General features: G+C 33.6%; 14 protein-coding genes and 1 tRNA gene. 6 read left to right on the forward strand and 9 right to left on the reverse strand.

Annotated features, from left to right (window positions below):
* Positions 1-83: 83 nt before the first annotated feature.
* Both KAOT1_RS12895 and KAOT1_RS12900 read left to right on the forward strand, forming a co-directional pair.
* Positions 84-1,412, forward strand: coding sequence for a hydroxymethylglutaryl-CoA reductase, degradative (locus KAOT1_RS12895; RefSeq protein WP_007095272.1), 1,329 nt, complete (start codon positions 84-86; stop codon positions 1,410-1,412).
* Positions 1,409-2,314, forward strand: a complete 906-nt coding sequence (locus KAOT1_RS12900; RefSeq protein WP_007095273.1) for a GYDIA family GHMP kinase — start codon at positions 1,409-1,411, stop codon at positions 2,312-2,314. Before KAOT1_RS12895 ends, KAOT1_RS12900 begins: the two co-directional genes overlap by 4 nt.
* Positions 2,315-2,420: 106 nt before the next feature.
* Here the strand turns inward: KAOT1_RS12900 and KAOT1_RS12905 are convergent, their stop codons facing one another.
* The 7 genes from KAOT1_RS12905 to KAOT1_RS12935 form a co-directional block, all read right to left on the reverse strand.
* The gene (locus KAOT1_RS12905) at positions 2,421-4,526 is read right to left on the reverse strand and encodes a peptidylprolyl isomerase (RefSeq protein WP_007095274.1); all 2,106 of its coding nucleotides are present in this window, start codon (positions 4,524-4,526) and stop codon (positions 2,421-2,423) included.
* Between the two features lie 96 nt (positions 4,527-4,622).
* Positions 4,623-5,897: a hemolysin family protein gene (locus KAOT1_RS12910; protein WP_007095275.1), complete on the reverse strand. Its 1,275-nt coding sequence runs from the start codon at positions 5,895-5,897 to the stop codon at positions 4,623-4,625.
* Positions 5,898-6,098, reverse strand: coding sequence for a hypothetical protein (locus KAOT1_RS12915; protein WP_007095276.1), 201 nt, complete (start codon positions 6,096-6,098; stop codon positions 5,898-5,900).
* Positions 6,099-6,139: 41 nt separating this feature from the next.
* Entirely contained in the window at positions 6,140-6,712 is a 573-nt protein-coding gene (gene lptC, locus KAOT1_RS12920) for an LPS export ABC transporter periplasmic protein LptC (protein WP_007095277.1), read from the reverse strand.
* A gap of 1 nt (position 6,713) precedes the next feature.
* Entirely contained in the window at positions 6,714-8,087 is a 1,374-nt protein-coding gene (locus KAOT1_RS12925) for a tetratricopeptide repeat protein (RefSeq protein ID WP_007095278.1), read from the reverse strand.
* 18 nt (positions 8,088-8,105) lie between these two features.
* The gene (locus tag KAOT1_RS12930) at positions 8,106-9,419 is read right to left on the reverse strand and encodes an outer membrane protein transport protein (protein ID WP_007095279.1); all 1,314 of its coding nucleotides are present in this window, start codon (positions 9,417-9,419) and stop codon (positions 8,106-8,108) included.
* Positions 9,412-10,149, reverse strand: a complete 738-nt coding sequence (locus tag KAOT1_RS12935) for a type III pantothenate kinase (protein WP_007095280.1) — start codon at positions 10,147-10,149, stop codon at positions 9,412-9,414. The genes KAOT1_RS12930 and KAOT1_RS12935 overlap by 8 nt, the downstream gene beginning before the upstream one ends.
* A 99-nt stretch (positions 10,150-10,248) precedes the next feature.
* On the opposite strand from KAOT1_RS12935, the gene KAOT1_RS12940 reads away from it, so the two are divergent.
* Positions 10,249-10,324, forward strand: a tRNA-Phe gene (locus KAOT1_RS12940).
* 54 nt (positions 10,325-10,378) lie between these two features.
* Here KAOT1_RS12940 and KAOT1_RS12945 read toward each other — a convergent pair.
* Positions 10,379-11,800: a pentapeptide repeat-containing protein gene (locus tag KAOT1_RS12945; protein ID WP_238528701.1), complete on the reverse strand. Its 1,422-nt coding sequence runs from the start codon at positions 11,798-11,800 to the stop codon at positions 10,379-10,381.
* 125 nt (positions 11,801-11,925) lie between these two features.
* Entirely contained in the window at positions 11,926-12,939 is a 1,014-nt protein-coding gene (locus tag KAOT1_RS12950) for a helix-turn-helix transcriptional regulator (RefSeq protein WP_007095282.1), read from the reverse strand.
* A 253-nt stretch (positions 12,940-13,192) separates the two neighbouring features.
* Between KAOT1_RS12950 and KAOT1_RS12955 the strand changes: the two genes are divergently transcribed.
* The 3 genes from KAOT1_RS12955 to KAOT1_RS12965 all read left to right on the forward strand — a co-directional run bounded on the left by KAOT1_RS12955 (position 13,193) and on the right by KAOT1_RS12965 (position 15,968).
* Positions 13,193-13,744 (forward strand): 3'-5' exonuclease, encoded by a 552-nt coding sequence (locus KAOT1_RS12955; RefSeq protein WP_007095283.1) that lies wholly within the window; start codon positions 13,193-13,195, stop codon positions 13,742-13,744.
* A gap of 281 nt (positions 13,745-14,025) precedes the next feature.
* Positions 14,026-15,054 (forward strand): RNA ligase, encoded by a 1,029-nt coding sequence (locus tag KAOT1_RS12960; RefSeq protein ID WP_007095284.1) that lies wholly within the window; start codon positions 14,026-14,028, stop codon positions 15,052-15,054.
* A 32-nt stretch (positions 15,055-15,086) separates the two neighbouring features.
* Positions 15,087-15,968, forward strand: a complete 882-nt coding sequence (locus tag KAOT1_RS12965; protein ID WP_007095285.1) for a phosphatase domain-containing protein — start codon at positions 15,087-15,089, stop codon at positions 15,966-15,968.
* Positions 15,969-15,971: the final 3 nt, after the last annotated feature.

The following is a 15,971-nucleotide window of genomic DNA, read 5'->3' on the forward strand; positions in this document are numbered from 1 at the left end:
ATTTTAGTGCTTTTGAGCTAAAATTGTTCCTTTTTCATTGCGTATATTTGTGGTTACCTAATAACGGATTTAAACCCTTTTTTATGATTGCTCCCATTGCTGGATTTTCTAAACTTTCCAAAAACGAAAAGATAAAATGGCTTGCTGACACTTATTTTCATGATGATGAAACAGTTGTTGGCACTTTGAAAAAGTATTGGAATTCTGATGAAACATTACAAAAGCTTCACGATGAGTTTATCGAAAATACCATCACCAATTTTTATCTTCCTTTGGGAATTGCACCAAATTTTTTGATTAATGACCAATTGTACGCAATTCCGATGGCAATCGAAGAAAGTTCAGTAGTTGCTGCAGCAAGTAAAGCTGCAAAATTTTGGCTTAATCGCGGCGGATTTAAAACAACTGTTTTAAGCACTGAAAAAGTAGGACAAGTACATTTTATGTATTTTGGTGCTACCGAAAAGTTAGAAGCTTATTTTAATTCTATTAAAGCCGAATTGTTTGCTGCAACCAAACACATTACTCAGAATATGGAGAAACGTGGTGGCGGAATTACCGATATTGAACTTCGTGATAAAACCGATGAATTAGCAGGATATTTTCAGCTACACTGTACGTTTGAAACTGTTGATTCTATGGGCGCAAACTTTATCAATTCTTGTTTGGAACAGTTTGCAAAAACCTTTGAAACTTCCGCAAAATCATTTGAACCTTTTTCTGAGCAAGAAAAAGATATTCAAATTGTCATGAGCATTCTTTCCAATTATGTACCAAATTGCTTGGTAAGAGCCGAAGTAAGTTGTCCGATAGAAACATTAGTAGAAAACGAATCAATGGACGCAAATGAGTTTGCCGAAAAGTTTATTCGTGCAATTCAGATTGCCAAAACAGAGCCATATCGTGCCGTGACACATAATAAAGGAATTATGAACGGAATTGACGCCGTTGTTCTTGCCACAGGAAACGATTTTAGGGCAATTGAAGCTGGAATTCATGCGTATGCCGCCAAAGACGGACGTTATTCAAGCTTAACGCATGCCGAAGTTACAGACGGTATTTTTAAGTTTTGGATAGAAATTCCGTTGTCTTTAGGTACTGTTGGCGGTTTGACGTCATTGCATCCTTTGGTAAAATTAGCATTGCAAATGTTAGGAAAACCGAGCGCAAAAGAATTGATGCAGATTGTCGCCGTTGCAGGATTGGCGCAAAATTTTGCTGCTGTTCGCTCATTGGTCACTACAGGAATTCAAAAAGGGCATATGAAAATGCATCTAATTAATATTTTGAATCAACTAGAAGCTACCGAAACGGAGAAAACACATTTTATCAATTTCTTTAAAGATAAAACAGTAACACATAGCGCTGTTGTGAATGCTTTTACAGCGTATAAAACAGAACACGCTTCATGAATTTTTACAGTAACGGAAAATTATTGATAACAGGTGAATATGTAGTGTTAGATGGCGCAAAAGCGTTAGCTACACCAACAAAATATGGACAAAGTTTAACAGTAAAACCAATTAATGTCCCTGAACTGATTTGGAAAAGTTTTGATTATAGAGACATTATTTGGTATCAACGCGCTTTTCAATTATCATCTTTTAATGCTGTTGCTTCTCGTGCAGACGATGTCAGTCAAACATTACACAATTTGTTAGTAGAAGCCAAACGATTGAATCCTGAGTTTTTATCAGGTAATACTGGTTTTGAAGTGCAAACTACTTTGAGTTTTCCTCAAGATTGGGGATTGGGTTCGTCTTCTACTTTAATCAATAATATTGCACTTTGGGCAAATGTAAGTCCGTATACATTATTGTGGAATGCGTTTAAGGGAAGTGGTTACGATATTGCTTGCGCGAAACATAACGCGTCCATTGTCTACGAAGTGCATCAACAGCAACCTAAAGTAACTGAAGTAGATTTTTCACCTACGTTTAGCAATCAATTGTACTTTGTACATTTAAACAAAAAACAAAATAGCAGAAACGCTATTGAAAATTATAATACGCGAAAAGGCACTATTGCCAATGAAATAAAAGTGATTAATGCGATTACTTCCGAAATAACTACCAGCAAATCGCTAGTAGATTTTGAATTACTTCTAAAAGAACACGAACAGATTATTGGTGGAATTATTCAGGAAAAACCTGTACAAGAACGTTTGTTTGCTGATTATTTTGGACAAACCAAAAGTTTAGGTGCTTGGGGCGGTGATTTTATTTTAGCGACTGGAAACGACGATACGAAAGGTTATTTTGAAGCAAAAGGATACGAAACTGTCATTCCTTTTCACAAAATGATATTATCTTGATCTAAATTTATTCTCAAATAGGAAGTTTTATAAAAACAAAAAACCTGTGAAATGAACTTCACAGGTTTTTTTACACATGCAAAAAAGCATGATATGTTTTTGAGGTTTAGTAAAACATACCTCTATTATCTTCGATTTCTGAAGAACTCTTTAATGCTTCTACAACAGAACTTGTTGCTTTTGTAGCTCTTTGATTTCTTAAAGTGTTCATTTCAGTTAAGTACGTGTCTTTTGCAGGTGCTTCTACTTTGTCAACAACCTGAATCATAAATACTCCAGTTCTTCCTTCAATTAGTCCAGAAGTTGCACCTTTGTCTAAAGCAAATGCAGCTCCAACAACTTTCTTTTCTGCTCCTGCTCCAGGAATGATTGGTGCAGCCATAGATAATGATGTTGCTTGTTGTTCCGCTTTTCCTGCTGCTGAAGCTAATTCAGCTAAGGTTTTACTTCCAGCGTTGTTTGCTTTTATCATTTCAGCTTTTTTCTTATTTCGTAAAGTTCCAAGAACTCTTGCAGACGCTTCTTCTACTGAAGCCAATCCTGCAGCATGCTTTGCTGTAACTTGTACTACGATAAATCCACTTCCAACAGAAAAACGTCTGATGTCTCCAACTTCTGTATCTTCTTCAAATGTCCAACGAATAACTTCACGTTGTTGTGGCATTCCTGCAAGACTTGCATCTAATTCTTTGATTCTATTTACTGGATTTACATCGTAGTTACGCTCTTTTGCAACGTTTACAAAAGCGTCATCACTTTTCCCTGCATCCGATTCAAATTTTGATGACGTTGTAAATAAGTCGTTTAATGTTTGCTCAGTAACTTCTACTTGCTTATTTATAGTTGCAAGCTTTACTACTTTTTGCTCATTTTTCTGATCTTCAATTTCAATAACATGGAATCCAAAAGGAGATTCAACCACACCCATATCGCCAGTTTCATTCTCAAATACGAATTCTTTGAATGTTGGTGTAAGCGCTGTAGCTCCTGTAAACCATCCTAAATCTCCACCTTTGTCTTTTGAAGTATCATCAGATATTTCTTTTGCTATGTCAGCAAATTTAGATTTGTTTCTTTTTACAATAGTTAAGATACTATCTGCTGTTTTTTTAGCTTCTTCTTTCGTTCTTTTTAAGTCTGGCTGTGCTCCTGCTGAACCTGCAAAACGAATTAAAATATGTCTACTTTTTACAGAATCTGGCAATTTACTTGTTTCTACAAGTCTAGAAATTTTGTATTGATTTCCAACTTTGTAAGGTCCGTAAACATCTCCAACTTCCATTGCCATGATCTCTGAAGAAATGTCTGCTGGCAATTGGCTACTGTATGTAAATGCTGTTGATTCGTTAGTTTCAGTGTATTCGTTTGCATATGCATTAGCATCTTCTGCGGCAGCTAAACCTTTTTTGTAGTCTTCTACCATTTGTTTAGCTTCTTCTTCATCAGATTTTGAAGGTGTTTCAGGGAAGAATACATATTGTATGTCTCTTGATTCTTTTACTTCAAATTCTGATTTGTGATTTTCGATATAGTTTTGCACATCGCTTTTTCTAACTTCTACTAATGAGTCTGCAATAGAAGTGTAAGGAATTTGTACATATTTGAAAGTTACTTTGTCGTTTTCCATACGGTACGCCATTTCTCCTTCTTTTACTGTAGCAATTGATCCAGCTTTTACCAAGTTGTAGTACAATGCTTTTTTTGCTTCTCTGATTGTGTACTGCTCTGTAGCAACCCAATTGTTATATTCTGCTTTGCTTTGATCGTCAAGATTTCTTTTGGCTTCTAAGTTATTTACATATTCTCTTAGCTTTCCTTCTACAAAAGTACCTGACTCGTCTTGAAATTGTGGACTTGAAGTGATATTAGGACTTGTGATTAATAGGTTCCAGATTTCATCTTTTTCTATTGTGATTCCTAATTCGTCTAATTGTTGTGTGATTAAAGCATTTTTTACTTCTTCATCCCAAAGAGAATTTACGATTTGCATCGTAGTTTGCCTACCTCTTGATAAGTTTTTTGCGTATTCTACTTGGTTTTGGAATTGCTGTAATGGAATGTTCTCACCATTTACAGTTCCCATTTCTGTTGGTCGCTTGTCTCCTCCGCCATTATTATTAAATACGTCAGAAATTACGAAAGCAAAAAGTGCCAATCCAATGATAAGGATCAGAACTAATGTACGTTGTCTAATTTTTGCAAGAATTGCCATTTATCTTCAATTTTATGAAATTCAGTGGGCGAAAATACAATTTCCTACTAAATAATAAAAGAAGAACTCAGGATTAATTCGTTAATTTTAGGGATTTTAATCCTCGGAAAGTATTTGTAATTGAATCGTATCTATTTTTGTGTTAGAAACTTCAATGATGGTAAACTTTAAATTGTTGATGATGATAACCTCATCTTTTTGTGGAATTTCTTCGGTTTCACTCACAATTAAACCGCCTAAAGTTTCGTAGTTTTCACTTTCAGGAAGATTGAGTTTGTAAGTTTCGTTGATGTAATCGACTTCCAATCGTGCCGAGAATAGGTATTCGTATTCGCTGATGCGTTTTTCCAACAATTCCGTAACATCGTGCTCATCTTCTATTTCTCCAAATAATTCTTCCACAATATCTTCAACCGTAACAATTCCGGAAGTTCCGCCATATTCATCTAGCACAACTGCAATACTTTTACTTTTTTTCGTCAGTACATTTAATACATCGTTTGCCAACATTGCTTCAGGCACAAATACTACAGGCAATACAATACTGCGAATGGTTTTTGGTTTTTTGAATAGCTCAAATGAATGTACATAACCTATAATGTCATCAATTGTATTTTTGTAGACTAATACTTTGGAATATCCTGTTTCAGAGAATAGTTTTGCAAGGTTTTGAGTTGATTCTCGCAATTCTATCGCTACAATTTCTGTTCGCGGAATCATGACTTCGCGTGTTTTTACCGCAGAAAATTCTAATGCATTTTGAAATATTTGAATTTCGGAGTCAATGTCTTCATCTTGATGTCCAGCTTCCATTTGCTCTGAGATGTAATCACCCAATTCTACCTTACTGAATTCGAGTTGCACTTGGTCGCCTTCCGTTTTGAAGAATTTTTTGAGCACTACGTTTGAGATCCACATGACAAATTCAGAGATCAACCAAAATAATTGGTAAAAAATGTACGCGGGAAATGCTAGAAATTTAAGCAGACTGTTCGCATATACTTGAAAGAATACTTTAGGTAAAAATTCTGCTGTAAAGAGAATAACAAGTGTTGAAATTATGGTTTGAAAAAGCAGCGCATATTCAGCTACGATGTATTGTTTGAGCCATGTTTCCTGAATTAAATCTACTAACAAATCGCCCATAAAAAAACCATAAATAACCAATGCCACATTATTTCCAACAAGCATTGTTGCTATAAATTTGGAAGGTTTTTGAGTGAGTCGCGTCAGGATTTTTGCTAAAATTCCATCTTGCTTTTTCTCTAATTCTATATGTATTTTGTTCGCAGAGACGTATGCGATTTCCATTCCTGAGAAGAATGCTGAAAACAGTAATGCCGTTATGATAATGAGCAACTGTACTTCCATCTAGTCGTCTTTTTCTCTTTTGTAATTTTCAAATTTCTTTTCGTAATGTCTTCTAAAGAAAAACATTGCTAAAGAAACTACAGCAAATATGATAAACATGTAATCAATTCTTTCTTCATTGCTCCACGTTGTGATTATTTTGTAGATAGATAAAACGGCAACAAAAAGATATAGATATTTGGTATAGTGTAAAACTTTCATCTGTTTATTTTTGCTTTTATTTGGTTGTCAGTGTGATACTTTTATTTGTCTTTTTCTTCAATAGGAATGGTACTGTCATAGATTTCGTGTGCATCTATAATGGTCAGACTTTTATTGAAGTCGATTCCGTTAGTTCCTTGTAGCAGTACGCCATATTCATTGCTCCACTTGAATTCTCCTTCTGTAAAAACCCATTCTTTGTCTTGATCCCAATACAATTGTGGCGCTTCTAAGACGTTTCCGTCATGCGTAGTCAATACTACATTTCCTTGTAAATCTACTAATCTTGTGTCACTATACAAAATTGCATAGTCGGAAGTTACGACGCTTTTGTTGTTATTTTCATCAAAAAATTCCAGAACAATTCCTTTAGGAAATTCCATGAAAGGAAATTTTTGATTGGAAAAATCTTTGTTGTACGGACTTCTGAGTGTTGATTTTACTTTTCCAGAATCGGTATACACTAAAAACATATTTTCGGCTTCACCAACAGGAAAACGTTTGGAATACGAAAGTTTTTGGATTTCGCTATAGTTGTCCTGACATGAAAAAAACATTGTCACAACAAGCGTTGTGACAATGAATTGTAATATATGTTTTTTATGTAGTTTCATATTATAAGTTTGGAACTCGTACGCTTCCACCAATCCAACAGTTTAATGGAATTGATTCTCCACCTTTGTATCCTTTGCTAAATACATCTGACTTGCTTGGCGCAGATTTCATGTATGAACTTACAGTTCTATTAGCAATACTTTTTAATGATGGATCTACTTGTCCAGCTTTTCTAGCCATTTCAGCAGCTTTCCAGTATCCAGCTCTTTTTGTGAATTCGTCTTTTCCACATTGGTTTACACTTGAAGCGTATAGTTGTGCAATTTTTAAATATGCGCCACCTAACGATGGATTGCTTTTAACAGCTTCTAAGTAATACTTTCTAGCTTTTGCTTTTTGACCTCTTTTCTTCGCTTTTCCAGCAATTTTGTATAATAGTTTCCCTTTTTTAATTGGATCTTTTTCCATGTCTAACGACTGGTTCAAGTATTCCTCAGCTCTTACTAAGTTTCCTTTTCTTTCATAGATTCCAGCTAAGTATCTTTTTGAGTTTGCAGATGGTTCTAAAGCATCTACAGCTTCTACTAACTCTACGAATAATGGATCTTCATCACAACCTTTAACATCTAATCTTCCAGCAGCTCTTTTTAACCAAAGTGTATTGTTTCTATTTGCATCAAAGTTTTTTCTAAATAAAGGAATTAAAGTTTCACATGTTGATACTTTTTCTACCAATGATTCCATGTTTCCAGAGAAGATAGCAATTGCTTTGATGTTTGTATCTGCAATTCTTTCGTTTCTTTTTTCTTTAGAAGTTAATTCTTGACCAGCATCTTTTTTAGCAATCAATTCATTTTTAGTTTTTGCTAATCTTTCGCTTTCTGATTCGAACTTTTCTGTTAGTTCTTCAAACTTTTCGATTAGATTTTCTAATAAAACTCCTGAATCACCTGTTTGATACATGTTATAGTATAATTCAAAATACTGATATAAAGATTTTGGATTTTTGAAGTTTTCCAAGTCTGACTTGAACGCTTCATCAAATACATCGTACTGACTTTTTACATCTCCAATTTTATAGTCAACCATTAGTGTTCCGATGTCACCTAAAACATCTCCTTTTTTCGTTTTTGCTGGGACATTAGCAAGTCGATCTCTGTAAAGTTGAATTAATTCTTGCGCAACCGCTTTTTTGTCAGTTGCCGTTTTAAGCTTTGCCTTATAGATTCTTTCTCCATACGCATATAATGCTGAACTAATTGTGGGACATTCTTTTCTTAGTTCGTTTAATTGTGTTTCTGCTTCTGCATAGTTCTTTGCCTTTGCATTTTCAGCAAAGAGAGATAACTTTGTCTTACAATCCTGAGCATTTAAAGTTGTGAAGCTCGTTAACGCAAACAACCCTGCAACAAATAATGTAATAGTCTTCTTCATTTCTTTAATATTTATCGATTAATTGTATTTTCTTTTTATAAACCATCTATCGTTAAGTGATAAACTTATGTGGAAGTTTACATAATTTTCTTTGATTAATCCTGAGTTAGTCGTTCCTCTTTTTCCGAACTCAAAACCAAGGTTAACATTTGATAATGATCGTCCCACAGGTAGTCCTACTCCAAAAGACATGCCAAAGTCATTTATACTTTCGTTACGCACCATGATTCCAGTGTTCTCATAACGAATTCCCGCTCTATATGTTACTCGCTCCCAGTAACTTGTAAACGAATTATATTTTGGAACGTAAAATCCTCCAACGGCTAATTTTGAACCATTTTCATAATTTACGTTTTCAATAGTTGTCAATCCATTTCCAAAATCGCTATTATTTTGCAGCGTATATTCTGCTCCAGCAAACCATTTATTTCTTTCTCCTATACCAGCTCCAAAAGCTAATTTTGTAGGCAAAGTCAATTCTGTTTTTCTTCGGTCTCCCAAATCTATATCATCTACTTGCCCAGAACTGATAATTTCTCCACCATTTCCAGAAATATTTAATGCTAATAACTGACGTGTATTTGTTGAGCTTATATCAGATTTCGGCGAAAATGTCACAGAAGTACTCAACGAAAGTTTGTCATTAAATTTTGTCTGATAGTATGCTCCAAGATTATAGTTGATACCACTAAGTTTTGATTCATCTTTAGAACGTGTTCCGTAGTTCAAGGTTCTTACAAATTCTCCTTCATCATTTAATTCACCTAAAAACTCTGTATTTTGATTTTTAATGTTTCCAAAATTATAATTTACCGTTGCTCCAACCGAAAATTCTTTGGTAATTTTATATCCTAACGATAAAAATACGGAGTTTAGTCCACCTTCACCTTCATACTGTGCAAATTTGTTTGGTGCCGAAGCAATTCCTGTTTCACCAATTCCTTCAAAATTATAACCTACTGAGCTAAAAGGTAATAATCCGAAACCAACTCCCATTCGTTTTCCAATAGGAAGACCAACTGCAATATAATCTAATGCTGTTGCAGAACCTTTATCAGTTCCTGCATCACTTTCCAATTTTAATTGACCGTAACTTGCTCCAAGTGTGTATGTTGTAAGTTTCAAACTACCAAATGCAGCTGGATTTTGTAGATTTAAATGAATACTATCTGAATAGATACTCATCCCTGCCATACTTCTATTTTCTGTTGTCCCTTTAAACTTTAAGTCGCCTATTCCTAAAAACGAATACGGGGAAGCTGTTCCTTGCTGTGCAATACTAACCTGGCAGATAAACAACAAAATTGATAATCCTAAAAACTTTCTAATCATTATATCTATTATATTCTAAAACATTATTCAATCCTTGCAACAAGAATTTTGAATTCGCAAATATGGTATTTTTTAACCTTTTAGCCAAGAAATTAGCGTCGCCGCCTGTTAAAATAACTGTTAAATGTGTAAATTGTTCTTTATATCGATCAATTATGCCATCAATTTCTGTAATTGTTCCTACAGTTACACCTGAATGAATTGCGCTTTCGGTTGTATTACCAATATAGCTTTCTGGCATTTTTGGTGTGAGCAAAGGTAAATTTGCGGTTAATAGATTTAATGTTTTGTAACGGAGTTGAATTCCCGGGGAAATTCCGCCACCTAAATATATTTCTTCATGTGTTTTAAAATCGTACGTTATGCAAGTTCCAGCATCAATCACCAACACATTTTGTTTTGGATATTGTGTCACGGCAGCCACAACCAATGCAATTCTGTCTACGCCTAATGTTTCTGGCGTTGCATAATTGTTTTGAAACGGAACATTCGTTTCATGCGTAAGTTTGAGCACTTTTATATCAAGATTTGCCAAAAACTGTTTTGTAGCATCACTTAGTTTTGTCACGGAAGATGTAATCATTTTATCAACTTCCGCATGTGTTTTTAAAATTTTTTTAATTTTTTCTTGAAATCGTTCTTTTTTGAAGCTTTCATCAAACAGCATTTTATCTCCTTGAAAAACAGCAACTTTTACATACGTATTTCCTGCGTCTACAATTAAATTCATTCGTATATTTTAAACTTTGCTAATTTAAGAAACGTTTTTTTTGCAAAATAGTTTTGTCAAGTTTAAAAAACACTTATATTTGCATCCGCATTTGCGACTGGTGCCTTAGCTCAGTTGGTAGAGCAAAGGACTGAAAATCCTTGTGTCCCTGGTTCGATTCCTGGAGGCACCACCAGAAAAACCCGATCAAAATTTGATCGGGTTTTTTGTTTTATTAGAGCTTACGCAATTACTGCTTAAATTTATTTCTCAATCCAAGTATAAAGAAAGTCAATAACACAGTACTAAAAATTTTTTGAATTAGTGAATACCAAAATGAAAGACTATCATCTAAACTAAAAAAAGGAAATGCATTTTTCACGCTTTGTTCTATGAATTCTTCTCTAAAAATACAATTAAAACAAAAATCAGAATAAATGAATGGAAAAATAAGAAATGTAAATATTAAAAACCAAAATATAGGCTTAATAATACTTTGGTTGTAGCCTGAAAAGAAACCATAAAAAAAATATATTATGAAGCCAACAGGTCTTATCAAGAGATAAATCCATGAACTTATATTTTTATCGCGTTTTACAGGCTTTCTAAATACATTGTTTTTTTTTGTTGACATCTCACTTCTGTATGCTTTCCCTGCTAAATCCCAATCTCTTGCGTTAACAAAATTCTTTTTTAACTGTCTATAAATACTTTCATTTCCATTTTTCATTTTTATTTTTTGAGAACTACCCCAGTTACATTCTTCAAATCTAAATTTACTTATATCAGAATTTAATATATCGGAGTTAATAAAATTAACTTTTCGAAAAACTATTTCAGAATTAGGTAAAACATTTGAAAAATTCAAACTATATATACCTTCTATGTTATTAAATAGAAACACCTTTTCTTTAGTAAAGTTAGAGAATGAAAAATTAACTTCATTTGTAAGTTTTAAATTTTCAAAATAAGTATCACCCAAAAAAGTAACCTTGTAAAAATCTAATATTAAAGAGAACGTAGCTCCCACAAAGAATGTTTTACTGCAAAATTTACTATTACCAAAACTTACTTGTTTTTCGAACTTAGCAAATCTAAAAAAAGTATCCCCATAAAAGCTAACGGAATTAAACGATACATTTTCATAAAAAATAGTATAATTAAAATATATTGAATTTAGAAACTTCGCTCCACTAAAACTGACACGTTCATAAAAAGTGACTTGACTAAATATTGCTATTGATAAAAACTTTGCTTGACTAAAATTCACTTCCAATGAAAATTCTATTTTTTCATCTTCATTCCAAAAATTTGCTGGTTTTGAAAACTCCAATTGTAACAAAGTAAGATTATTCAAGTCATCTAGGTAATCTACAGAATTATCAAAGAACCATTCGAATTTTGGAAAAATAAATTTTGAAAATGAGTATTTACCTTCTTTTTGACCTCTTTTCATTGAAAATTTCCTAATCAACATCCAGAAAACTTTAACTCTTTTATTATCCCATACCTGAATCTCCTTTTGATCTGAATCTTTTTTTACTTTAAACCAATCTGATTTATCTTTCTGAAAATACTCCTCCTCCAACTCAACATATTCTTCATCTGAAATTTCTTTTACATCTTCTCTTAAAAGCTTCTTAACCCACTTATAGTATTTTTTTCTTATCAACTTTTGATTCTTCAATTTTAAAACTATTCTCACATAAATGTAAGTAAAACAAACAAGCTATCCTATTCAATAAATAAAAAAGTACTGTTTTACAAATGACATTTTCTGTACTTAATTTCAAAAAATCACTCCGCATACTTATTCACAGCCGCCGCCAATTTCTTTTTAATACGTTTCCGCAATAATCTAGGTTCTATGACTTCAATTGAATCTCCAAAACCGAGAATCATACGTTCCAATTCGTAATTAATATGCACTTTTAACTTTATCATAATGCTTCCATCTTCAAACACTGAAATAATTTCCTGAGTGTGATGAAAAGGCTTTGTAGTCACATACGGCGCATTGTCTTTTTCTATTTTCAATACAATTTCTTGAATATGCTTTTTATCCAAAACCGTTACACCAATGGTATTTTTATAATAATCGTCTCCACTAAAATCTTCATTTCGATACGGAATATCCAAATCGTAATCTACATTAATGATTCGATCTAAAGCAAAAGTGAGAATCTGCGGTTTATTTCCTGCAACACCAACCAAAAACCAACGATTGTTATATTCTTTCAAAATAAACGGATGAAAAATGACTTCGGAAGCTGCTTTGGCTTTAAACGATCTGTACGTTAAACGCAACACAATTTTCTTTAAAATCGCCTGATACAACAAATCCAAATGTTGCAATCCTTTCAGTCCTTCATTTTTGTCTAAATGTATAATGGAAGCCTGATGCGTTTTTTCCGTATACACTTTATCTTCCAAACGTTGTATGATGCCGCCCAATTCTGAAAACAATGAAAAATCTTTAAATTGTTTCAACATTTCTACCGTTTCAGAAAGTACATTCATGTCATTTTCCGTCAGCGGAATATCCGTAATAGAATAATCTTCATCTTCATACTTGTAAAACTTCCGATCGTACACCACAATTGGAGCATTATAGCCTAATTTATCACTGCGCATCATTTGAATATCCAATTGTACCGTTCTGCGACTCACGTTCACTTCACGACCTTCATATTCGTGTAATGTGTCCGAGCAAGCTTCAATCAAATCATTCAATGTCCATTGACGATACTTATTTTGCAAACATTTATCAATCGTTTTATAACGTATCAGTGCGTTTTTATTAATTGCCATGTGTATGTATTTGATGTGAAAATATAAAAAAATTAGAAACTGCGTAAAAAGATTGCGCACATAAATCACATTCTTTGCACAAGTTCTTTACATAGTAGTTGTGCGTCGGCTTCATCTGTCAGTATCAAATATTAGATCTCGTTCTTCAATAAGATGAATTCAACTTGCAATTTTGAATGTGTCTTAGATACTGAATCAAGTTCAGTACTAGCTTTTCAAAAGTGAGTTTCATTAAATTAAAAATCATTAAAAGATGAAAACAACAAACAAAATCCTAGTGGTAGATTTAGAAGCTACGTGCTGGGAACAAGATGGCGAATACCAACGAAATCACAGTGAGATTATCGAAATTGGCATTTGCGAATTGGATGTTCCTTCTGGGAAAATTTCCAAACAACAAGGAATTCTCGTAATTCCTGAACATTCCGAAATCAGTCGATTTTGCACAGAACTCACTTCAATCACTCCCGAAATGGTTGCGCAAGATGGCGTTTCTTTCGAAGATGCGATTGATATACTTTTTGACGAGTATGATTCGTCTGCATACACTTGGGCTAGTTATGGCGCGTATGATCGTAACAAAGTCATGGAAGAATGCAGAAAAAAACAGGTCGATTTCCCGTTTGGCGATCAACACATCAATGTCAAAGAGGAGTTTAAACGTTGCAATCGCATGCGACGCGGCATCGGAATGGCACGCGCATTAAAACAACTCCGTATTCCTTTAGAAGGAAGACATCACAGAGGCGTTGATGATGCCAACAACACCGCAAAAATCTTACATTGGTGTTTAAACAATCAGTAAGATAACTTTATAAATTTTAAAATTTTGATTAGCCAGTTGGCTAATTTTTTTTGCTCCAAACTCAAACTAAGCACAAAGATTATACATTTCTTCACTTCTTTAAATTTTGGGCGTTCCCGCAAAACGGTCGGGCTTTCATGGCTCGCTCTCCCAACTTGATTGGGAGGAGCTCAAACATACCATTCAATCCCTAACGCAAACTACCTTTTTAGAATTTTAATACTACTACGCAAAATCAATGCGCAATTCCGTAAAATATTTGTGCTATAATTAAAAAACAAATGAAAAAAAGTGTAGTACATATCGAGAAATTAAAGCTAGCAATGCAAAATGGTTACATTCACAACTGTAAACATCCAACAGCAAATTTGTGGATATACAACTATACACAAGCTGCACAATACGATCAATATTGGACCGAAGAAACGTTGCAATGTAGAGGACTAATTCTAGATGAAAACTACAATATTGTAGCAAAACCAATCCGGAAATTTTTCAACATAGAAGAAATTGGATATGATAAATTACCAAACCTACCATTTCAAGTTTTTGAAAAAATGGACGGTTCACTTGGAATTTTATATTGGTTAAACGAAACTCCATACATCGCAACCAGAGGTTCATTTACTAGCAAACAAGCCATCAAAGCCACTGAAATATTGCATTCAAAATATACCGCTACTTTTAATAAATTAGACAAAAGCAAAACCTATATATTTGAAATCATCTATCCAGAAAATAGAATTATTGTAGATTACGGTTTGGAAGAAAAGTTGGTTTTATTAGCAATTACAGATACAAAAACTGGTAAAAATGAACCATTGCAAGACATTGGATTTCCAATACCAACACGTTACAATTTTTCGTCGTTGCATGAATTAAAAAACCTAAACTGGAAAAACCAAGAAGGTTTTGTCATTCAATATGAAAATGGTTTCCGAGTAAAAATCAAATTTGAAGATTATATTGAATTGCACAAAATTGTGACACAAGTATCTTCCTTAACCATTTGGGAAACCCTAAAAACAGAAGGAAAACTAACAGAATGGATTGAAAACATTCCTGACGAATTTTACACTTGGGTACGCAAAGTAGAAACAGAATTACAAACGAATTTTGCAAAAGTAGAAGCCATTGCAAAAGCGGAATACAAAGAATTGGAATCCGATAAGGAAACGGCAGCATATTTTAAAACCTGCCAATATCCAGCCATATTATTTGCAATGAAAAACAACAAAAAATACGATCAAATTATTTGGAAATACATTCGCCCAACATTTGAAAAAGCGTTTTCCAACGAATTTAACTAAAATAAAGCTTCCCGCTTTCTCGGGAAAATATTATGAAAAAAATAATCATACTCAAAGGAATTCCTGCCTCAGGAAAGTCAACATACGCCAAAAAACTCATTGCCGACAGTCCAGGAATGTACAAACGCATCAATCGTGATAGTTTGCGTGCGATGTTAGACAACGGACACTTTTCTAAAGGAAATGAAAAATTCATCAAAAAAACACGTGATTTCCTCATCAAAGAAGCGTTGATTCACGGAAAACACGTCATTGTCGATGATACAAATCTTGACAAGTCAAACTTAGAACGTATTCAACAAATTGCCGCAGATTACAGAGCAGAAACTGGTCATCAAGTAAAAGTAGAAGAAAAAATCATGGAAATTGATGTAGATGAAGCGATCTTGCGAGATTCTAAACGTGAAAATCCTGTTGGACGTGAAGTCATTCTAAAAATGCATAAAAAATTGCACGGTGAAAAAAGATTGAAAAACGAAATCAGAGAACAAGATGTTTCACTACCAAAAGCAATTATTTGCGACTTAGACGGAACGCTTTCATTAATCAACAACAGAAGTCCGTTTGAAGGTAATAAATGCGAACAAGATTTGCCAAATATTCCCGTGATGAATCTAGTCAAAAACTATAAAAACTTAGGTTTTAAAATTCTATTATTATCTGGCAGAAGTAGCGAACATCAGCCAGAAACAGAACGTTGGTTAAATAAATATGAAGTCGAATATGACGCATTGTGGATGCGAAAAGCAAAAGATAATCGTAAAGATGCAATTATCAAAGAAGAATTATTTACAGAAAACATTGAAAAAAACTATTACATCGAATTTGTATTAGATGATAGAAATCAAGTGGTCGATCTGTGGCGACAAAAGCTACAATTGCCTTGTTTGCAAGTCTTCTATGGAAATTTTTAACAA

This window comes from Kordia algicida OT-1 (genome assembly GCF_000154725.1).
GTDB classification, from domain to species: Bacteria; Bacteroidota; Bacteroidia; order Flavobacteriales; family Flavobacteriaceae; genus Kordia; species Kordia algicida.